The 20,192-nt window shown below is 66.4% G+C and carries 20 protein-coding genes; 8 read left to right on the top strand and 12 right to left on the bottom strand.

Features of this window, described 5'->3' with window-relative positions; translation table 11 throughout:
• Nucleotide 1: 1 nt before the first annotated feature.
• Both BMZ19_RS04780 and ttcA read right to left on the bottom strand, forming a co-directional pair.
• Nucleotides 2-673 carry a DNA-3-methyladenine glycosylase I gene (locus BMZ19_RS04780; protein ID WP_090307671.1) on the bottom strand — a complete coding sequence of 224 codons (672 nt, stop codon included), beginning with the start codon at nucleotides 671-673 and terminating at the stop codon, nucleotides 2-4.
• A 57-nt stretch (nucleotides 674-730) separates the two neighbouring features.
• Complete coding sequence (ttcA, locus tag BMZ19_RS04775; RefSeq protein WP_090307669.1) at nucleotides 731-1,555, bottom strand: tRNA 2-thiocytidine(32) synthetase TtcA; 825 nt, start codon at nucleotides 1,553-1,555, stop codon at nucleotides 731-733.
• A gap of 183 nt (nucleotides 1,556-1,738) precedes the next feature.
• Here ttcA and BMZ19_RS04770 point away from each other — a divergent pair, with 183 nt between their 5' ends.
• The 3 genes from BMZ19_RS04770 to BMZ19_RS04760 all read left to right on the top strand — a co-directional run bounded on the left by BMZ19_RS04770 (nucleotide 1,739) and on the right by BMZ19_RS04760 (nucleotide 3,738).
• Nucleotides 1,739-2,332, top strand: a complete 594-nt coding sequence (locus BMZ19_RS04770; protein WP_090307666.1) for a DNA-J related domain-containing protein — start codon at nucleotides 1,739-1,741, stop codon at nucleotides 2,330-2,332.
• A 160-nt stretch (nucleotides 2,333-2,492) separates the two neighbouring features.
• Nucleotides 2,493-3,092: a Yip1 family protein gene (locus tag BMZ19_RS04765; RefSeq protein ID WP_090307663.1), complete on the top strand. Its 600-nt coding sequence runs from the start codon at nucleotides 2,493-2,495 to the stop codon at nucleotides 3,090-3,092.
• Between the two features lie 154 nt (nucleotides 3,093-3,246).
• On the top strand, nucleotides 3,247-3,738 hold the full coding sequence (locus tag BMZ19_RS04760; protein WP_090307660.1) for a SprT family zinc-dependent metalloprotease: 492 nt from the start codon (nucleotides 3,247-3,249) through the stop codon (nucleotides 3,736-3,738).
• Here BMZ19_RS04760 and BMZ19_RS04755 read toward each other — a convergent pair.
• The 3 genes from BMZ19_RS04755 to BMZ19_RS04745 form a co-directional block, all read right to left on the bottom strand.
• Nucleotides 3,713-5,038 carry a dicarboxylate/amino acid:cation symporter gene (locus tag BMZ19_RS04755; RefSeq protein WP_090307658.1) on the bottom strand — a complete coding sequence of 442 codons (1,326 nt, stop codon included), beginning with the start codon at nucleotides 5,036-5,038 and terminating at the stop codon, nucleotides 3,713-3,715. The genes BMZ19_RS04760 and BMZ19_RS04755 overlap by 26 nt on opposite strands.
• Nucleotides 5,039-5,310: 272 nt before the next feature.
• Nucleotides 5,311-6,339, bottom strand: coding sequence for a glycosyltransferase family 4 protein (locus BMZ19_RS04750; protein ID WP_090307654.1), 1,029 nt, complete (start codon nucleotides 6,337-6,339; stop codon nucleotides 5,311-5,313).
• Nucleotides 6,336-7,163, bottom strand: coding sequence for a UDP-2,3-diacylglucosamine diphosphatase (locus BMZ19_RS04745; RefSeq protein WP_090307650.1), 828 nt, complete (start codon nucleotides 7,161-7,163; stop codon nucleotides 6,336-6,338). Before BMZ19_RS04745 ends, BMZ19_RS04750 begins: the two co-directional genes overlap by 4 nt.
• Before the next feature lie 180 nt (nucleotides 7,164-7,343).
• Here BMZ19_RS04745 and BMZ19_RS04740 point away from each other — a divergent pair, with 180 nt between their 5' ends.
• Nucleotides 7,344-8,195 carry a DMT family transporter gene (locus tag BMZ19_RS04740; protein ID WP_090307647.1) on the top strand — a complete coding sequence of 284 codons (852 nt, stop codon included), beginning with the start codon at nucleotides 7,344-7,346 and terminating at the stop codon, nucleotides 8,193-8,195.
• Nucleotides 8,196-8,199: 4 nt separating this feature from the next.
• Here the strand turns inward: BMZ19_RS04740 and BMZ19_RS04735 are convergent, their stop codons facing one another.
• From BMZ19_RS04735 to recQ, 5 genes are all read right to left on the bottom strand, one after another.
• Entirely contained in the window at nucleotides 8,200-9,246 is a 1,047-nt protein-coding gene (locus BMZ19_RS04735) for a glycosyltransferase family 4 protein (protein ID WP_090307643.1), read from the bottom strand.
• Between the two features lie 259 nt (nucleotides 9,247-9,505).
• On the bottom strand, nucleotides 9,506-9,799 hold the full coding sequence (locus BMZ19_RS04730; RefSeq protein ID WP_090307639.1) for an Rdx family protein: 294 nt from the start codon (nucleotides 9,797-9,799) through the stop codon (nucleotides 9,506-9,508).
• A gap of 65 nt (nucleotides 9,800-9,864) precedes the next feature.
• Nucleotides 9,865-11,262: a DHA2 family efflux MFS transporter permease subunit gene (locus tag BMZ19_RS04725; protein WP_090307636.1), complete on the bottom strand. Its 1,398-nt coding sequence runs from the start codon at nucleotides 11,260-11,262 to the stop codon at nucleotides 9,865-9,867.
• A gap of 1 nt (nucleotide 11,263) precedes the next feature.
• Nucleotides 11,264-11,695, bottom strand: a complete 432-nt coding sequence (locus BMZ19_RS04720) for a MarR family transcriptional regulator (RefSeq protein WP_090307633.1) — start codon at nucleotides 11,693-11,695, stop codon at nucleotides 11,264-11,266.
• 132 nt (nucleotides 11,696-11,827) lie between these two features.
• A complete protein-coding gene (gene recQ / locus BMZ19_RS04715) occupies nucleotides 11,828-13,969 on the bottom strand; it encodes a DNA helicase RecQ (RefSeq protein ID WP_090307631.1) in 2,142 nt (713 codons plus the stop codon).
• Nucleotides 13,970-14,093: 124 nt separating this feature from the next.
• Here recQ and BMZ19_RS04710 point away from each other — a divergent pair, with 124 nt between their 5' ends.
• The 4 genes from BMZ19_RS04710 to lapD all read left to right on the top strand — a co-directional run bounded on the left by BMZ19_RS04710 (nucleotide 14,094) and on the right by lapD (nucleotide 17,875).
• Nucleotides 14,094-14,681 carry a UPF0149 family protein gene (locus BMZ19_RS04710; protein WP_090307628.1) on the top strand — a complete coding sequence of 196 codons (588 nt, stop codon included), beginning with the start codon at nucleotides 14,094-14,096 and terminating at the stop codon, nucleotides 14,679-14,681.
• 10 nt (nucleotides 14,682-14,691) lie between these two features.
• Entirely contained in the window at nucleotides 14,692-15,093 is a 402-nt protein-coding gene (locus tag BMZ19_RS04705; protein ID WP_090307626.1) for a YbaN family protein, read from the top strand.
• An 83-nt stretch (nucleotides 15,094-15,176) separates the two neighbouring features.
• Nucleotides 15,177-15,857 carry a cysteine protease LapG gene (gene lapG, locus BMZ19_RS04700; RefSeq protein WP_244517102.1) on the top strand — a complete coding sequence of 227 codons (681 nt, stop codon included), beginning with the start codon at nucleotides 15,177-15,179 and terminating at the stop codon, nucleotides 15,855-15,857.
• A 14-nt stretch (nucleotides 15,858-15,871) separates the two neighbouring features.
• A complete protein-coding gene (gene lapD, locus BMZ19_RS04695; RefSeq protein WP_090307620.1) occupies nucleotides 15,872-17,875 on the top strand; it encodes a cyclic di-GMP receptor LapD in 2,004 nt (667 codons plus the stop codon).
• Between the two features lie 22 nt (nucleotides 17,876-17,897).
• Here lapD and BMZ19_RS04690 read toward each other — a convergent pair whose 3' ends face one another.
• A complete protein-coding gene (locus BMZ19_RS04690; RefSeq protein ID WP_090307617.1) occupies nucleotides 17,898-18,239 on the bottom strand; it encodes a tryptophan synthase subunit beta in 342 nt (113 codons plus the stop codon).
• Between the two features lie 169 nt (nucleotides 18,240-18,408).
• Nucleotides 18,409-20,192 (bottom strand): type I secretion C-terminal target domain-containing protein (locus tag BMZ19_RS22775; RefSeq protein ID WP_170847706.1); only part of this gene is annotated, 1,784 nt, incomplete at its 5' end.

Genomic DNA, 20,192 nt, shown 5'->3' with positions numbered 1-20,192 from the left:
GTCAATGATTTACCGTGAAGGCCAGCATCATCGACAACTGGCACAGCGGCCGCCCGCTCTGCGCCTGCCAGGCGTTGAAGGCGGCCTGCACGGCGGCCAGATCGCGCTGGCTGCTCGGCGCCTTGTCGACGATGCCCTGGGCCTGGAGCGCGGCGACCACGTCGTCGGTGGGAATGAAGGTGTCCTTGCCGGCCATGCGCAGGAAGCGCGGCGCGGAGAGGCCACCGAGCTGGCTGCCGTGCTTGGCCAGGTAGCGCCACAGGCCGGTGATGTCGCTCGCCGGCCAGTCGGCCAGCCAGGCGCCGAAGCTGCCGTGCTCGCGAGCCACGTCGAGGACGAACTGGGCGTTGCGCGGCACGCTCCTGAGCTTGGCCAGGTGGCGGATCAGGCGCTCGTCCTGCATCAGCCGCTCGAGGTGTTCGGCGCCCATCAGCACCACCTTGTGCGGATCGAAGCCGAAGAACACTTCCTCGAAGGCCGGCCACTTGGCGTCCACCAGGCTGTGCTTGAGGCCGGCGCGGAACACCCGCAGGCTGAGCAGCGACAGGTAGCGGTCGTCACCGACGGCGCGCAGTTCCTCGGCCGACCTGGCCTGCGGCAGGCGCGCCTCCAGTTCGGCGACCGAGCCGAAACGGTTCAGACAGTACTCGTGCAGCCAGCGGTAGTCATGCATGTCGGCTTCCTCGTGATACGACCGCAGCGGTGGCCCGCCCCGGCCTGATCGGCGAAATCAGAGACTCATCACGTCGATGAAGCGTGGCGTAGCGGTGTCGTCGATCTTCAGGCTCTGGAAATCGAACAGGTTGCGGTCGGCCAGCTGCGAGGGCACCACGTTCTGCAGGGCGCGGAACATGATCTCGGTGCGGCCCGGCGACTTGCGCTCCCACTCGTGGAGCATCTCCTTGACCACCTGGCGCTGCAGGTTTTCCTGCGAGCCGCACAGGTTGCACGGGATGATCGGGAACTGCTGGAGCTGGGCGTAGGCCTCGATGTCCTTCTCGCTGCAGTAGGCCAGCGGACGGATCACCACGTTGCGGCCGTCGTCGGACAGCAGCTTGGGCGGCATGGCCTTGAGGGTGCCGCCGTAGAACATGTTGAGGAAGAAGGTCTCGAGGATGTCGTCGCGATGATGGCCGAGCGCCATCTTGTTCGCGCCGATCTCGTCGGCATAGGTGTACAGGGTGCCGCGGCGCAGGCGCGAGCACAGCGAGCAGGTGGTCTTGCCCTCCGGGATCTTCTCCTTGACCACCGAGTAGGTGTCCTTCTCGATGATGTGGTAGTCGACGCCGATGGACTTGAGGTACTCGGGCAGCACGTGCTCGGGGAAACCCGGCTGCTTCTGGTCCATATTCACCGCCACGATCTCGAACTTGATCGGCGCGACCTTCTGCAGGTAGAGCAGCACGTCGAGCATGGTGTAGCTGTCCTTGCCGCCGGACAGGCAGACCATGACCTTGTCGCCGTCCTCGATCATGTTGAAGTCGGTGACGGCTTCGCCGACCTGGCGACGCAGGCGTTTCTGCAGCTTGTTCTGGTTGACCGAAAGGGTGCCCATGGTGGTGTGGAGTCCGGGGGATTTGAGAAAAAGGAGTTGCGAAAAAGGCGCTCATTTTACGCGCAAACGCGCGATCACCCCAGCCCCTGAAATGTGCGACCCGATTCCCTGCCCTGCGAAGCCGCTCACGTCTGCGCTGGCGCGCCGAAAGTCGCCGGTCAGCTGCGTGCTAGGCTGGCCAACATGAACACCACATTCGACCCCGCCCTCGACCTGACCGAGCACCTGCTGGCGCTGCTGCGCCAAACGCCGGCCGGCCTCAGCGAGCACCAGATCATCCGTCAACTCAAGGATGGGCACTGCTCGCACATCCCCCAGCTGCCGCTGAGCGACAAGCTGGTGCTGTTTCGCATCCACTTCATGCTGTTCAACGCCCTCTACCGCCTGCGCGACCGCCTGTGGGCCGAGAGGAGTGCGCACCTGGAAATCAGCCCCCTGCGGGTACGCCTGTTGTCCTACCAGGATGGGCAACAGGGCCTGACCGAGCATGATCCGCTGCGCGCCTACTATCTCGACGAGGCCCATCTGCGCGACACCAGCGAAGCGGATGTCGCGCATCTGCTGCAGAGTTTCTGGACCCGCATGCACGGGGGCGAGGAACAGCAGGCCGCGCTGGAGCTGTTCGGCCTGGAGGCGCGGACCGACTACCCGGCCATCCGCCTGCGCTATCGCCAGCTGGTCAGCCAGCACCACCCGGATCGCGGGGGCAGCACCTCACGCCTGCAGTCGATCAACAAGGCGATGGAAATTCTCGAACGCTATTACAACCGCGGCTGAGAGGCTAAATCGCTCTATGCCCTCGTACGGCAGCTTGTCGGGACGACGCCTATACTGCGGCATAAGGTCGCAGAGGACGACCCGGCACCGGATGGCACTGGCCATGTGCCTCCGGCGCCTTGTCAGCGGCGATCCGCCTATAACGATGAGGTGTCCGATCATGATCCACCACGTTTGGGGGCTCTTCGCCCATCCTGATCAAGAATGGCAAGAGATTCGTGGCGATAAAGAAACCATCAGCCATATGTATTTGAGTCATGTACTGATCCTGGCCGCTATCCCGGCCATCTCAGCCTATATCGGTACGACCCAGGTCGGCTGGTCGTTCGGCAGCGGCGATGCGGTACGCCTGACCGAGGCCAGCGCCCTGCAGATGACCGTGCTGTCCTACCTGGCCATGCTGGCCGGCGTGGCCGCCATGGGGGCATTCATCCACTGGATGGCGCGCACCTACGACGCCAGACCGAGCCTGACCGACTCGGTGGTGTTTGCTGCCTACTGTGCCACGCCCCTGTTCATCGGCGGCCTGGCCGCGCTGTACCCGAACCTGTGGCTGGCCATGGGCGTCGGTACGCTGGCGGTGTGCTACACGGCCTACCTGCTGTATGTCGGCATCCCGGCCTTCATGAACATCCCGAAAGACGAGGGCTTCATGTTCTCCAGCTCGGTGCTGGCGGTGGGACTGGTGGTACTGGTGGCGATGATGGCCATCTCGGTCGTGCTGTGGGGCTTCGGTGTAGGTCCGGTCTACACCAGCTGAGTGAGATCGCAACGAAACAACTTGGCGTAGGTCCGGTCTATTCTCCAACAACAATCACGGACCATCCCACCTGAGGCCGCCTGCGGGCGGCCTTGCTGTTTGTGCCGCACACGACTGGCATAATCGGCACACGCTCCCCTGCCCCGACTCGCCCATGCCCGATCAGCTGCTTGCCCGTGTCGAAGCCTGCTACCAGCAGGCCGAGGCCTTCTTCGACTGCCGCTTTCTCCGCCCGCAGATCAGCCTGCGCCTGCGCGGCCTCAAGGCCGGCGTCGCCCACCTCACGGAAAACCGCCTGCGCTTCAACGCCCAGCTGTATCGGGAGAATCGCGAGCACTTTCTGCGCCAGACCGTGGCCCACGAGGTCGCACACCTGGTCGCCCACCAACGCTTCGGCGCCGGCATCCGCCCGCACGGCCGCGAATGGCAGCAGATCATGCTCAAGGTCTACGGCCTGCCCGCCGAGCGCTGCCACAGCTATGAAGTGAAACGCCGGCAGCGGCCCTACCTGTACCGCTGCCAGTGCCCAGACGGGGAGTTTCCCTTCACCCCGCAGCGCCATGCGCTGGTGCTGCGCGGGCGCAGCTACCTGTGCCGGCGCTGCCGGGCGACCCTGGTATTCAGCGGCGAACAGCGCCAGCCGTAACCTCCGCCGGCTCGGCCACCAGCGGCAGCTCCACGGCGGTGCGGCTCGGGTTGGCCAGTTCGCGCTGCAGCTGCTCGTTGTCCAGCTGGCCGCACCACTTGGCCACCACCACGCTGGCCACGCCGTTGCCGATCAGGTTGGTCAGGGCGCGCGCTTCCGACATGAAGCGATCGATACCGAGGATCAGCGCCAGACCGGCCACCGGCAGGCCGCCCACCGCAGACAGGGTGGCCGCCAGCACGATGAAACCGCTGCCGGTCACGCCGGCTGCCCCCTTGGAGGAGATCAGCAGCACGGCGAGCAGGGTCAGCTGCTGGGTCAGGTCCATCGGCGTATCGGTGGCCTGGGCGATGAACACCGCAGCCATGGTCAGGTAGATCGAGGTGCCGTCGAGGTTGAACGAGTAGCCGGTCGGGATCACCAGGCCGACCACCGACTTGTGGCAACCGAGCTTCTCCATCTTGTTCAGCATGCGCGGTAGCGCCGACTCGGAGGACGAGGTGCCTAGCACGATCAGCAGCTCCTCGCGGATGTAGCCGATGAAACGCAGGATGCTGAAGCCGTTGGCGCGGGCGATGCCGCCGAGCACCATCAGCACGAAGAACGCGCAGGTGATGTAGAAGCACAGCATCAGTTGACCGAGCTGCAGCAGCGAGCCGACGCCATACTTGCCGATGGTGAAGGCCATGGCGCCGAAGGCACCGAGTGGCGCCAGCTTCATGATCACACCGATGATGCCGAACATCACATGGGCAATGTCGTCGATGAACTCGAGCACCGGCTTGCCGTGCTTGCCCATGCGCTGCAGGGCGAAGGCGAACAGGATGGCGAAGAACAGCACCTGGAGGATGTTGCCTTCGGCAAAGGCGCCGACCACGGTGTTCGGGATCACGTTCATCAGGAAGGCCACGGTGCTCTGCTCTTCGCCGGCCTTGGCGTAGGCGGCGATGCTGCTGGCATCCAGGGTGGACGGATCGACATGCATGCCGGCCCCCGGCTGCGCCAGGTTGACCACCACCAGGCCGATGACCAGAGCCACGGTAGAGACGATCTCGAAATACAGCAGGACGATGCCGCCGGTCTTGCCCACCGCCTTCATGTCCTGCATGCCGGCGATGCCGCTGACCACGGTACAGAAGATGATCGGCGCGATGGCCATCTTGATCAGCTTGACGAAGCCGTCACCCAGCGGCTTCATCGCCGCACCGGTTTCCGGATAGAAGTGGCCCAGCGCGATACCAACGGCGATCGCGACCAGCACCTGGACGTACAGGCTCTTGTACAGCGGTTGACGAGACATGCAGTCTTCCTCACAGGCAACGCCGACCTTTCCCTGTCGCCGAACGTCACCGAACGCGTTAGCCCCCTCTCCGGGAGACTTCTTGTGTGCCCCTCGCCTGGAGGGGTAACGCGTCATTGCAAGCCTCGGGCCAACCCTGAAAAAAACAAATACTCCTTATAAATCAGCACCATGGGATAGATTTATAGCCGCCGAAGGCGGCTTCGCGGCGGGAATCCGCCGCCTGCCCGGGGGGATTCTCGCCACCGCCGGCGACGCCCCCCGTGCATGACTCAGCCCTGCATCGTCTCCGGTCCAGCCCGGAGGCCGCCATCCAGCCGGGGCTGGTGGGCCAGGAATTCCTGTGTCGACACCTGCCACGATTGGCGCTGCGCCTCGGCGGCGCAGGCGCGCCGATCCAGGTTCAGCGCCTGCAGGCAGGCGCGCTGCAGATCCTCGTCCATCACCCCGCTGACGCCCTGGCGCAGCACGTCCAGCGGCCCCGCCACCGAAAAGGCCGCCACCGGCGTGCCGCAGGCCAGCGCCTCGAGCATCACCAGGCCGAGGGTGTCGGTTCGCGAGGGGAACACCAGCACGCTGGCGCCGCGATAGGCCTCGGCCAGTTCGTCCTGGCTCAGGTAGCCGCAGAAGCGTACCTGCGGATAGCGGCTCTCAAGTTCGGCGCGCAGCGGGCCGTCGCCGACCACCTGCTTGTCGCCCGGCAGGTCGAGGTCGAGGAAGGCCGCGAGATTCTTTTCCGGGGCCAGGCGCCCGGCATACAGGAACCGCGGCGCGCCCTCCCCCGGCTCGAGGCGCGGCTGGAACTGGCGCAAATCCACGCCCTTGCGCCACAGCGCCAGGCGCTTGAAGCCATGCCCGGCGAACTCGTCCTGCAGGCGCTCGGTGCTGACCAGCACCGTCCGGCTCGGCTGGTGAAAGGCACGCAGCCAGGCATAGCCCCAACCCAGCGGAATCCACGGCCAGCGCCCGCTCACGTATTCGGGAAAGCGCGTGTGGATCGCCGTGGAAAACGCCAGTCCACGGCGCTTCAACCAGCGCCGCGCCGCCCAGCCCAGCGGCCCTTCGGTGGCCAGGTGCACGGCGTCCGGAGCGAAGGCGCGGATCTTCTCCGCCACCGTCCAGACATCCCAGGCCAGCGGAATCGCCGCATAACCCGGACAGGGCAACGTGCGAAAGTCCTGCGGCGACAGCACGCCGACCTCGTGCCCCAGCAGCTCCAGCTCGGCCACCAGCGCGCGCAGGCTGGTGACCACGCCGTTGACCTGGGGCGCCCAGGCATCGCTGACGATCAGCAGTCTCATGTCGAAGACTCCACCAGGGACTCGGCGACTTCGTCCTCCAGCGCCAGCCCCGCCGTGGCGTCGCCCGCCAGACGGTAGAGCTCGATGCGGCCATCGGCATGCTCGATCAACGCGCTGCAGGACTCGACCCAGTCGCCGCAGTTGAGGTATTCGATGGCGCCCACGCGGCGGATCTCGGCGTGGTGGATATGCCCACAGACCACGCCGTGGAAGCCGCGTTTGGTGCACTCGTGGGCCAGCGCCTCCTCGAACTCGCTGATGTAGCTGACCGCGCCCTTGACCTTGTGCTTGAGCCAGGCCGACAGCGACCAGTAGCCGTAGCCCCAGCGCTGGCGCCAGTGGTTGAGCCAGCGATTGAGGGTGAGGGTGAACTCGTAGGCCGAGTCGCCGAGGAAGGCCAGCCAGCGGTGGTAGCGGGTGATCACGTCGAACTGGTCGCCGTGCAGGACCAGCAGGCGGCGGCCGTCGGCGGTCAGGTGCTCGGCTTCGTCGACCAGGCGGATGTTGCCCAGCACCAGATCCGCATAACGGCGCAGGCACTCATCGTGGTTGCCGGTGACGTAGATCACCTCGGTGCCGCGCCGGCTCATGTTGATCAGCCGGCGGATCACGTTGGTGTGGCTCTGCGGCCAGTACACGCCGCTGCGCAGCTTCCAGCCGTCGATGATGTCACCGACCAGGTAGACCCGCTCGGGGGCATAACGCTTGAGAAAGGCATCCAGGCGTTCGGCCTGGCAATCGCGGGTTCCGAGATGCACGTCGGAGATCCACAGGGTACGCACGGATTGCTTGCGTTTGGGCGGGAGCGGCTGGGCACTGGTCATCGACGGCCTCCGACGGGTTTCCCCGATGGTGCGGCGGCGCCGTGTAAACGGGATGACAGGGCGAAGGCAGGGCGATGACAGACGACGGCGGGCAGGTACACTGGTCGCCTTTGCCAAGGAAACCCGCATGTACCCGCTCCGCGCCCTACCGCCCGCCCTTCGCTCCCCGAGCCGCCAGCCATGACCCCGCGCAATGCCCTGCTCGCCGTGCATCTCGGCGCGCTGCTGTTCGGCCTGACCGGGGTGTTCGGCAAGCTGGCCGAGGCCGCGCCGCTGGCGATCACCGCCGGCCGAGCGCTGTTCGCGGTGCTCGCCCTCGGCCTGGTCCTCGCCTTCGCCCGCAACGCCAGCAGCGGGCGCCCCGACCTGCGCCAGCTGGGTCTGCTGGCCCTCGGCGGGCTGCTGCTGGGCAGCCACTGGCTGACCTTCTTCCACGCTGTGAAGGTTTCCGGCGTGGCCATCGCCACCCTCGGTTTCGCCAGCTTCCCGGCCTTCACCCTGCTGCTCGAGGGACTGTTGTTCCGCGAACGACTAAGGGCGGCGGAGTTCGCCGTGGTCGGTCTGGTGTGCCTGGGGCTGGTGCTGGTGACCCCGCAGTTCGAGCTGGCCAGCCAGGCCAGTCAGGGGCTGCTGTGGGCGGTGCTGTCCGGGTTGCTGTTCGCCCTGCTGTCGCTGGTCAACCGGGTCAGCGCCCGCGGCATCAGCCCGGTGCAGGCGGCGCTGTGGCAGAACCTGACCATCGCCCTGTGCCTGCTGCCGCTGGCCGCGCCGCAACTGGCGGTCATGGCGGCGCTGGACTGGCTGTGGCTGGCCCTGCTCGGCGTGCTCTGCACCGGCCTGGCCCACAGCCTGTTCGTCGCCAGCCTGCGCATACTCAAGGCGCGCACCGCGGCGGTGGTGTTCGCCATGGAGCCGGTCTACGGGATCTTCTTCGCCTGGCTGCTGTTCAGCGAAATACCCAGCCTGAGCATCCTCGGTGGCGGCGCGCTGATCGTGCTGGCCACCTTCGTCAGCGCACGGCTGGGACGCTGAACATTCAAGGCGCGGCGCGCTCGGCCCTCAGCTGCTCGGCCGACACGCAGGGCCCGCCGTCCAGGCGTGGCTGGCGGGCGAGGAACTCCAGCGCCGAGGCCTGCCATGACTGGCGTTGCGCCTCGGCCACGCACTGGCTGCGATCCAGGCTCAGGGCCTGCAGGCAGGCGCGCTGCAGATCCTCGTCCATCACCCCGCTGACGCCCTGACGCAGCACATCCAGCGGCCCGCTCACCGGAAACGCCGCCACCGGCGTGCCGCAGGCCAGTGCCTCGAGCATCACCATGCCGAGGGTATCGGTGCGCGAGGGGAACACCAGCACGCTGGCGCTGCGATAGGCCTGCGCCAGCGCTTCGCCGCGCAGGTAACCGAGAAACCGCACGTGGGGATAACGTCGCTCGAGCTCGGCGCGCAGCGGGCCGTCGCCCACCACCCGCATCTCCCCGGGCAGGTCAAGCTCGAAGAACGCCTCCAGATTCTTCTCCGGGGCCAGACGGCCCACATAGAGAAACACCCGCTCGTGCTCTGCCTGCGGCTCGACACGCGGCTTGAATTGACCGATGTCCACGCCCTTGCGCCACAGCACCAGCCGGGAGAAGCCCAATTGGGCGAACTCGAGCTGCATGCGCACGGTGCTGACCAGCACCGCCCCGCTTGGCCGATGAAAGGCGCGCAGCCAAGCATAACCCCAGCTCAAGGGAATCACCGGCCAGCGCGCATGCACGAACTCGGGAAAGCGGGTGTGCATGGCGGTCGAAAACGCCAGCCCATGGCGCTGCAGCCAGCGCCGCGCCGCCCAGCCGAGCGGACCTTCGGTGGCCAGATGGACGGCATCCGGAGCGAACTCGCGGATCTTGTCGGCCACTCGCCAGAGATTCCAGACCAGCAGAATCTCCGGGTAGCCCGGACAGGGCACGGCGTGAAAATCCAGCGGCGACAAGACACGCACCTCATGCCCGAGCGCTTGCAGTTCGTCGGCCAGCGCACGCAGGCAGGTGGTTACCCCGCTCACCCGCGGCTCCCAGGTATCGCTGACGATCAACAGCCGCATAGGTGCGATCCGCCAGCCCCATCAGCGGGCGCCGCAGACGCTGATGCCAGCCGCGGACAGATCAGCCACGGCCTGCTCGTCGACGGGCAAAGCTGGGCACAGTCCATCTGCCACCTCCGGCTGGGATTGAGCGAACTGTACGGACGTCACACAGTTTCACGCCCGCGTAACGCGAATGACGCAAAGCCTCGTTACCGCAGCATAGCCCAGTCGCGCACCGCTGCCGGTCGTCGGCGCAAGCAGAGGCGTGTACCGCCGCTCAGCTGCTGCGCGGGCGGTCGCTGTGGCCGAGGTCGCGGCCCGGGTCGATGCGGTCGCGCACCCGCTGCTTGAGCACCTTGGCCTCGGGGAAGCCGCCGTCGGCCTTGCGCTCCCAGATCTCCACGCCGTCGCAGGTGATGCGGAACACTCCGCCGGTGCCGGGTTCCAGGCTCACCCGGCCCAACTCGTCGCTGAAGGTAGACAACAGCTCCTGAGCCAGCCAGGCGGCGCGCAGCAACCATTGGCACTGGGTGCAGTAGGTGATGACGATCTCGGGTTTGGACGTGGACATGCCGACGACATCCTCAACGTGATAACGGGCGGGACGCCATCATAGCGCCCCGCCCGCGCCGCACGTCAGCGATTGCGCAGCAGCCAGGCCGGCCAGATGGCCAGGGCAAACAGCACGGTCAGCAGCCAGAAGCTCTGCTGGAAAGCCATGGCATTGGCGGCCGCATCGGCACCTTCGGCCGCGTGACGCCACTCGAGGAAGAAGGTCAGCAGGTTGATGCCCAGCGCACCGCCGAGCTGACGCATGAAGCTGATGGTGCCGGTGGCCGGCGCCAGCTCCTCGGGCGGCAGGTCCTGCACCGCGCCGGTACTCACCCCCGGCATGAGGCCGCCGATACCGAGGCGACCCAGCGAGGCCCAGGCACAGATCGCCCAGAATCCCGCGCCGCTGCCCATCAACGCCTGGCCGGCGGTGGACAGGGTGAGCAGCCCCAGGCCACCGACCAGCAGCCAGCGCGCCGCCACCTTGTCGCTCAACCAGCCGCCGACGAACACGGCGGCGCCCAGCACCATACCGGTGGGCAGCAGCAACAGACCGGCGTCGCTGGCGCTGTAGCCCTCCACCGTCTGCACGTACAGCGGCACCAGGTAGGTGATGCCGAACAGGCTGACCCCCAGCACCATCGACACCCAACTGGTGTGGCGGAAACTGGCGTTGCGCCACAGGCGCAGCGGAAGCAGCGGCGCCGGGTGATGGGTGCAGCGCCAGAGGAAGGCGACCAGGCCGAGCAGGCCGAGCGCCCCGGGCAGCAGAGTCGCGCTGTCCAGCCAGCCGAAGCGCTGCGCCTCGGCCAGGGCGGCGAGGACGCCGAACAGCGCCAGGTTGAGCAGAACGAAGCCGGGCACGTCGAGGCGCGGCGGAGTCAGCGAACGCAGGGTAGGCAGCAGCAGCGCGCCGCCGATCAGGCTGATGACGCAGACCGGCGCCGGCAGCCAGAACACCGCGTGCCAGCCGAAATGGTCGACCAAAAAGCCCGCCAGGGTCGGCCCCAGGGCCGGCGCCATCATCGCGCCCAGGCCGAACAGGCCCAGGGCCAGGCCGCGCCCCTCGCCCGGATAGGTGCGGAAGATCAGCACCATGGACAGCGGCTGGGCGATGCCCGCGCACAGGCCCTGAACGATGCGGATGGCGATCAGCGCCCAGATCGAGGTGACGAAGGGTGCCACCAGCGAGGTGATCAGGAACAGGCCGAAACTGGTCAGCAGGGTCGCACGAGGACCGAAGCGCGCCTGCGCCCAGGACGACAGCAGCAGGCCGGAGGTCATCGCGGCGAGCACGCCGGTGACCAGCCACTGGGCCAGCGGCCGGCCGATGGCGAAGTCCGCCATGATCGCCGGCAGGGCCACGTTGATGCTGGTCGACGACAGCACCATGGTCATGGTGGAGATGATCAGCAGGGCCAGCAGCCAGCGCGGGTAATGCTTGCCGAAACGCGCCGCAAGGACGTCGAGGTCGTGGCCCATGTCAGCGCCGCTCCAGGTTGGCCTGCATCTGGCTCAGCACGCGCTGGCACACCTCCAGCTCCTGCTGGTCGATGTCGACGAGGATCTCGCCACGCAGCTCGCTGGCGATGGCTTCGATCTGCGCGATCAACGTCTCGGTGCCCGGCAGCAGCTCGATGCGCTTGGCCCGCCGGTCCTCGGCCACCGTCACCCGGCGCACCAGCTGCTGCGCCTCGAGACCATCGAGCAGACGCGCCAGGGTCGCGCACTCGACGCCGACCTTGGCCGCCAGCTCGCTCTGCGTCGGCGCCTGCGCATATCGCGCCAGGTGCAACAACACCAGCCAGCGGGCCTGCGACAGGCCGAGATGGCTGAGGCGGCGATCCAGCTCGGCGCGCCAGGTGCGCGCCAGCAGGGCGATGTCGGCACCGAAACGGTGATCGGAATGGGCCATGGTCGAACTCCAGATACTTAATGAGCTAATTATTAGCCTGCTAAGTATATGCTTGCAAGCAGTCCCTGCCGATCACGACGGAAGACTGGGAGCGCCGGAGACGGCGCCCGTAGAGAGGGAAATGAGCCGGGCTCAGGCGTCCAGCTCGGACTCCAGCGCCGCGCGCACGCAGTGCAGCACGCCGAGCGCCACGCGACCGTCGAACAGCTCGGCAATCGCCGCCACCGGCGGCAGCTCGGCGTCGCCATCGAGGAAGGCATCGTGGATCTCGCCGAGCAGCTCCTCGGGCAGATCCAGCGCCTGCTCGAGGCTCAGCTGCTGGCGGCCGATGGCCTCGGCCAGCAGGCTGTAGACGTTCTTCTCGCTGCAATCGAGCTGGCGGGCGATCTGCTGCGGGGTCATGCCGGAGCGGGCCAGGCTGACCAACTCGTGGCGCAGGTCGGTAACCTTCGGCGGCTCGGCAGGTGCGGCCGGGCTGTCGATGAGCACGTCGAGGAAGGCCTGGCCGTAGCGCTCCAGCTTGCGGGCGCCGACGCCACTCACCTGAGCCATGTCGGACAGCGACTGCGGCTGGCTGCGCAGCATCTCCAGAAGGGTGGCGTCGGGGAAGATCACGTAGGGCGGCACGCTGTGCTCCTCGGCCAGCTTGCGGCGCAGGGTGCGCAGCGCCTCCCACAGCGGCCGCTCGTCGCCGCGCACCAGCTGGCTGGCCTGGCTCGCCCCGCCGGAACTGCGCTGGGCACGCTGCGGCTTGAGATCGCGACGCAGCTGGAGATTCACCTCGCCACGCAGCAGCGGCCGGCAGCTGTCGGTCAGGCGCAGGCCGCCATAGCCGTCGAGATCGACGTCGGCCAGACCGCGCGCCACCAGCTGGCGGAACAGGGTGCGCCAGTCAGCCTCGGCCAGCTCCTTGCCCTTGCCGAACACCGACAGATGCTGGTGACCGAGCGCACGGATCTTGTCGGTCTCGCGGCCGAGCAGCAGGTCGATCAGGTGGCCGACGCCGTAGCGCTGGCCGCTGCGGTAGATCGCCGACAGCGCCAGACGCGCCGGCTCGGTGGCGTCCCAGGTTTCCACGCCGTCGACGCAGTTGTCGCAGTGCCCGCAGGGCTTGGGCAGCTCCTCGTCGAAGTAGGCCAGCAGCGCCTGGCGGCGGCAGCGGGTCTCTTCGCAGAGGGCCAGCATGGCTTCCAGCTTGTGGCGCTCGACGCGCTTGTGGCGCTCGTCGCCCTCGGAGTTCTGCAGCATCTGGCGCAGGAACAGCACGTCCTGCAGGCCGTAGGCCATCCACACCTCGGAGGGCAGGCCGTCGCGGCCGGCGCGGCCGGTTTCCTGGTAGTAGGCTTCCAGCGACTTGGGCAGATCGAGGTGGGCGACGAAGCGCACGTTGGGCTTGTCGATACCCATGCCGAAGGCGATGGTCGCCACCATGATCAGCCCTTCCTCGTTGATGAAGCGCTTCTGGTTGTGCGCGCGCAGCTCGCTGGGCAGGCCGGCGTGGTACGGCAGCGCCGGGTAGCCCTGCTCGCTGAGGAAGGTGGCGACCTCCTCGACCTTCTTGCGCGACATGCAATAGACGATGCCGGCATCGCCCTTGCGGTCGGCGAGAAAGCCCAGCAGCTGCTTGCGCGGCTGATCCTTGGGCACGATGCGGTAGAAGATGTTCGGCCGATCGAAACTGGACAGGAACAGCTCGGCCTTTTCCAGATGCAGGCGCTGGGCAATCTCCTCGCGGGTGCGCATGTCCGCGGTGGCGGTCAGGGCGATGCGCGGAATCTGCGGGAACAGCTCGGCGAGCTGGCCGAGCTGCAGGTATTCGGGGCGGAAGTCGTGGCCCCACTGCGACACGCAGTGCGCCTCGTCGATGGCGAACAGGGCGATCGGCAGGCTCTGCAGGAAAGCCAGCATGCGCGGCTGCACCAGGCGTTCGGGAGCCAGGTAGAGCAGCTTGATTTCGCCGCGGCGCAGGCGCTCGGCGATCTCGCGCTGCTCCTCCGCCGTCTGCGTCGAATTCAGCGCCACCGCCGCCACACCCAGCTCGTCGAGGGTGGCGACCTGATCGTCCATCAGCGCGATCAGCGGCGACACCACCACCGCCACGCCGTCGCGCAGCAGCGCCGGCACCTGGAAGCACAGCGACTTGCCACCGCCGGTGGGCATCAGCACCAGGGCGTCGCCCCCCTCGCTCAGACGCTGGATGATGCGCGCCTGATTGCCGCGAAAAGCGTCGTAACCGAATACGTCTTTGAGGGTGCGCAGGGCTGAATCGAGCATGGTGCCTCCTGGTGAAGCCGCGCATTATACGTCAGCCACGCGGCGCTACCGTGCGCCACTTGCCTAGCGGCGGCAGTGCGGCTCGTCTACAATCGACGCGCATCCGTCTTGAGGTAGTGTCCCGATGTCCTTCGCCGAGCAACTCTCCCGCCTGCAAGCCTTTCTCGATGCCGACGATCTGCATGAGGAAGCGCTGGACTACGTGGCCGCCCACGGTTACCTGACCGCCCTGTCCATCTGCCCCGAGCAGGTTCCCGAGCGCGAGTGGATCGACGCCCTGTTCGCCGAGCCGCCGCATTACCGCAGCGATGCCGAAAAGGCCGAAATCGAGGAAACCCTGATCCAGCTGAAGACCCACATCGGTCGCCAGCTGGCCAGCGACGAGGACATGGAGCTGCCCTGCGACCTCGATCTGGGCGACGAGCCCGACGCCTCCGACCTGCGCGGCTGGTGCATCGGCTTCATGGAGGGGGTGTTCCTGCGCGAAGGCGTGTGGTTCGAGGACGCCGAGGACGAAGTCAGCGAACTGCTGCTGCCGATCATGGTCGGCTCCGGCCTGTTCGACGAGCAGCCCGAGTTCGACGAGATTGCTCGCGACCGCGACCTGGTCGACGACATGATCGACCAGATCCCCGAGCTGCTGACCGCGCTGTTCCTGCTCTGCCAGGCCCCGGACGAGAAGCCCGCACTGCTCAAGCCCCGCCAGCACTGAGTCGCGCCGCATGGCGCCACGCGAACCGACCGAGATACGTCATGCCTGGCTGCGCTGGCTGCTGCTGGGCATCGGTTGGCTGAGCGTGGCGCTCGGCGTCATCGGCATCTTCCTGCCGGTCCTGCCGACCACCCCCTTCCTGCTACTGGCCGCTGCCTGCTTCGTGCGCAGCTCGCGCCGGGTGTACATCTGGCTGGTCACCCATCCCCGCCTCGGCCCCTGGATCCGCGACTACCTCGACGGTGAGGGCATTCCGTTCAAGGCCAAGGCCTGGGCCATCGGCCTGATGTGGGTGAGCATCCTGCTGTCCTGCTATCTGGTCCCCCTGCTGCCGGCGCGCCTGTTCATGCTCACCAGCGCCGTGCTGGTCACTGTCTACATCCTTCGCCAGAAAACCCTGGGCCGTCCCTGATTGGCGGACAGGCAGGCGATGACGATTGCGCCTATCCTCAACAGATAACGGCAAGACATGGGCAGTCGATGGAGCCGCAAGGGATGATCCCGCTGCAGTTGGAGGGCAAGCATGTCTTGGCCCTATTGTGCCTGCTCGCCGGCCTGCTGCTGGGTTTCCGGGCGCAGGCGTGGGGGGAGTTCGCGCGGATCATCCAGCTGGCCGAGCAGCAGCACGGCCCCCTCGGCCCAGGCCGGGACCGTCTGCAGGAGTGGGCCGACCTGATCGGCACAGGCGTGAGCCTGGAGGAACAGCAGCAGCTGCACGCAGTCAACGCCTTTTTTAACCGCACCCTGCTGTTCATCGACGATGTGCGTACCTGGCAGCAGATCGACTACTGGGCAACCCCGGTCGAGGCGCTGATCAAGGGCGCTGGCGACTGCGAAGACTATGCGATCGCCAAGTACCTGACCCTGCGCCGCTTGGGTGTGCCCAGCGACAGACTGCGCATCACCTACGTCAAGGCGCTGGAGCTGAACCAGGCGCACATGGTGTTGACCTGGTATGCCACACCGACCAGTGACCCGCTGGTGCTCGACAACCTGACCACCGACATCCGCCCCGCCTCGCAACGCCGCGACCTGCTGCCCGTGTATGCCTTCAACGCCGAAGGCCTCTGGTTGCCCGGTCCCGGCGGCGGCAGGCAAGGTGGCGACAGCAAGAATCTTTCACGCTGGCAGGATCTGCTGAAGAAGATGCACGCCGAAGGTTTTGCCTCGAACTGAGGCTAGGAGGCCCCATGTCCCTGTTGAAGCAACTGTTCATCGCCATCTGCCTGTTTCTGCTGGCGGCCTTCACCGGCAGCTTCGTCACCAGCCTGGAAAGCTCGCGCGCGCAGACGATCAGCCAGTTGCGCTCGCACGCCCAGGACGCCGCCACGGCGCTGGGCCTGTCGCTGACCCCGCACGTCGACGATCCGGCGATGGTCGAGCTGATGGTCAACTCGATATTCGACAGCGGCTACTACGCCAGCATCCGCGTGCGGCGTGTCGGTGACGACAGCATCATCGTCGAGCGGCAGATGACTCCTGGCAACGACGCCGTGCCGAGCTGGTTCAGCAGCCTGGTCGATCTCCACCCCGAAGGCGGCGAAGCCCTGATCATGCGCGGCTGGGAGCAGGCAGCCAGGGTCGAAGTGGTGAGCCATCCACAGTTCGCCCTCGCCCGCCTGTGGGACAGCAGCATGGGCAGCCTGTCCTGGCTGCTGCTCTGCGGCCTGCTCAGCGCCGCCCTCGGCGGCTGGCTGCTGCGCCTGCAATTGCGCCCGCTCGACGACATGGTGCAACAGGCGCAGGCGATCAGCCGGCGCGAATTCATCAGCTTGCCGCAGCTACCGCGCACGCCCGAACTGCGCCGCGTGGTACTGGCGATGAACCAGATGGTGGAAAAGCTGCGCAGCCTGTTCGCCGAGGCGGCGCAGCACAGCGAGCACCTGGCCCGCGAAGCCTACCAGGACAGCCTCACCGGCCTGGCCAACCGGCGCCGCTTCGACATGCGCCTGGGCAGCCAGCTGGTCGCCGGCGAACAGACCGCAGCCGGTTATCTGCTGCTGCTGCGGGTCAATGATCTGGCCGGCCTCAACCAACGCCTGGGCGGCACGCGCAGCGATGCACTGTTGTGCGCCATCGGCGAACTGCTGCAGCGCCTGAGCGCCCGGCAAGGCCACCCCGACTGGCTCGCCGCGCGCACCCGCGGCGGCGAATTCGCCTTGATCATGCCCGGCCAGAGCAGCAGCGAAGCCGATCAGCTGGCCACCGAGCTCAATGCGGCACTGGAGAGTCTGCGCAGCACCGAGGCCAGCGACTGCGCCCCGCTGGCCCATATCGGCCTGTGCGTGTTCCATCCCGGCGAAACCGAGCAACGGGTGCTCGCCCGCGCCGACCAGGCACTGGCCCAGGCCCAAAACAGAGCGGACAAGCCATGGGAGCGCCTAGACAGCTACGAAGGAGGCGGAGACCTCGATCAGCACGAATGGCGCACCTGGCTGGATGACGCCATCGGCCAGGGCAAGTTGCAGCTCTACTTCCAGCCCGTCGTGCGCTGCGCAGACCATACGGTGATCCTGCACCACAAGGTGCTGGCCCGCCTGCTCGACGCCCAGGGCAAGGCCATCCCCGCCGGCATATTCCTGCCCTGGGTCGCCCGCTTCGGCTGGATGCCCCGGCTCGACCAATTGATGCTCGAGCACACCCTGGCCCATCTCGGCCAGCACCCTCAGCCACTGGCGCTGAGTCTGTCCAGTGCGACCCTAAACGATCAGGTCAGCATGGCCCTGATTCTCCACACCCTGCGCGAGCACCCACAGGCGGCTCACCTGCTCACCCTGGAGCTGGACGAGCGCAGCCTGCCGGCTGCAGAGCAACTGCTGCCACTCTGCCAGTCGATCCGCGACACCGGCTATGCACTTGGCCTGCAGCATTTCGGCGGACGCTTCAGTCTGATCGGCAATCTGGCCCATCTCGCCCTGGCTTATCTGAAGATCGACGGCAGTTTCATCCGCAGGCTGGATCGGGAGACGGACAAACGGGTGTTCATCGATGCCATCCGCCGCGCCACCCACAACATCGATCTGCCACTGATTGCGGAAATGGTCGAGCACGAGGGCGAGGCACTCGCCTTGCGCGAACTGGGAATCCACGGGGTGATGGGCCGGCTGATCGGCGCGCCGGTACCCCGACCGGGGCACCGGGCAGCGTCGCACTCGGGCAGCTTGCCGTCCGACTCGCCGGAGGAGTTCAGATAAGAAGAGCTCGGATGAGAAGAGTTCAGATGAGCTGCTGCTCATCCTCGTCGCCGAGCAGTCCGCTCAAGCAGCCCAGGCTGGAACGCACCTCGGCACGCGCCTGCAACTTGCGCTGCGCCGCTTCGGGCAGATCGGTGTAGCGGATCACCCCGCGCTCGACCAGTACCGAAACCAGGTCCTCCAGCACCCGAATCAACTCGAGGTCGGAATCCTTCAGCCGGCTCAGGCGCGTGCGCAGCTCCTCGCGGGTGAGCCAGGCCTGCACCTGTTCATCCATCACGGGCAGTGCCGTGGTCATGCCGGCAAACGGCTCCATCTCGACTCGCAGCAGCTCACCCTGCTCATCATGTTGCACGTAGATCATCCCTTCCCCTCCCCTGATCCGGACCTGACCGGAGCGCCCGGCGCCATTTCTGGCGTCGAGCTTATCCCCGAAGCTTTCTCCACCACCACTACCTGTCGCTCATTGCCGAAACAGCAACACAAAAAACCGCCCCTTCCACGCAGGCAAGGGGCGGTGGCGATCGTAGGACTCAGACGACTTTCAGCGAACCGTCGTCGAGCATGCCCTGGATGATGGTGGCCTCATCGCTGGAGCCATAGGCCTGCGACAGGTCGATACCCTCCAGCACAATCGACTGGTTCGCCGGCAGCGGCCCGGCCGCATCCGGGTTGACGGTGATGGTGGTGCTGGCGCCGAAGGCCATGCTCAGATAGTCGGTCAGCGAGCTGGCCAGTTCCGGTGAATCCAGAGCGCCGTCGACCCCCATCAGCAGGTCGGACAGGTCCAGTTGATCCTCGCCTGGGGTGAAGTCGGTGATGCGGTCAACCCCGGTGTCGCCGGAGTTCCAGACAAAGCTATCCGCGCCGGTACCACCCGACAGCAGGTCGTTGCCCTGCCCGCCATCGAGGATGTCGTTACCGCCACCGCCGGACAGCGCATCGTCGCCGATCAGCCCACTCAGGCTGTCGTCACCGCCATGACCGAAGATCCAGTCCGCGGCAGCGGTACCCACCAGGCTGTTGCTGCCATCATCACCCTCCAACGTACTGGCCTGCGGATAGAGGGTGGCCTGCAGGTTGCTGAAGATCGTGTCGCCATCGCCGTCGGTGGCCTCGATCTGATAGGACAGCTCGATCGGCTGCTCGGGCAGCACCTGCGTGTAGCTGAAGCCGCCGAGGGCGAACGGCGAAGAGTCCGATGCACTCGATACCTGCAGCGCGCTGAACTGGGTGGCCGAGCTGACTTCGTAGCTCCAGTCGTCCAGAAGCCCACGAATGGTGATCGAGTCGCCGTTGTCGACCAAGGTCACCGAGCTGGTGACGTCGTTGCCCAGCTTGTCATACACATGGATATTGCTGGTCGAGAGCGGCACATAGCTCTCGCCGACATCTCCCGAGCCGAACACGTTATCGTTGTCGGCGATGATCGCCAGGATCGTCAGGCTGACGGTGCCATTGCTGCTCTGCACCTGAGCGATGCTCTGGCGGAAGCTGGAAAACAGGTTGTGGCTGCTGTAGCTGAAGCCCGTGCTGCTCTGCGCGTTGACCACCAGACCGTTGAGAAAGTCGAAACGAATGTTGTCAGCAGGATCGATCCACTGGTTGCCGATGGCAACGTCGGTCGGGGTACTGTTGATGCTGCCGGAGGTGGATGACATCAACACATCCTGCTGGGTGCCGCCGACATCGATCAGTCCTTTGAAATTGATGTTACCCGCGCTGCCCACACCCGACAGGTTGCTCAGAACGGTACTGGTGTGATTGGACAGCACGCCGTAGGTCGTGAGGCTGTAGCTGTCGGTTTCCGGATCGATATCGATGACGAAGCCGACATCCCCATTCGGTCCGGTCTTGGCCACCAACTGAGTGTTGTCGTCGCCGTAATACAGGTACAGCTGCTGATCATCCAGGGTGATCCGGTTGCCATTGGCATCCAGCGCCAGGGCCCCTTCGGTGAAGGTAAAGCCCACATCGCCCACACCATCGGCACCGGCCGCATCGGCGAAGCGCAAGTCGCCGCTGATGGTCCGGGTGTCGCTCACCTGGTCGATCAGCATGCCGTACTCGGGGAGGAAAGCCTGCGGCACGTCATCGAGGATGGTGACGTCCAGACTCTGGCCGATGGTGGTACCACTGTCGTCGACCAGCACCACCGCGAAGCTTTCGCTCAGCGCGGTGTCGTTGGCCGGCTGGGTGTGCATTTCGTTGTCCAGCAGGGTGTAGCTGTAGAAGACCGTGCCGCTGCCGGTCGCTGGATCGTAGTCGACCCCGGTGATGGTCAGCGTGTTGCCCAGCCCGCTGGTCAGGGTCGGCA

The organism is Pseudomonas linyingensis, assembly GCF_900109175.1.
Lineage (GTDB): Bacteria > Pseudomonadota > Gammaproteobacteria > Pseudomonadales > Pseudomonadaceae > Geopseudomonas > Geopseudomonas linyingensis.
Note: the sequence above shows the minus strand (reverse complement) of the source record. Positions and strands in the feature narration are given on the sequence as shown.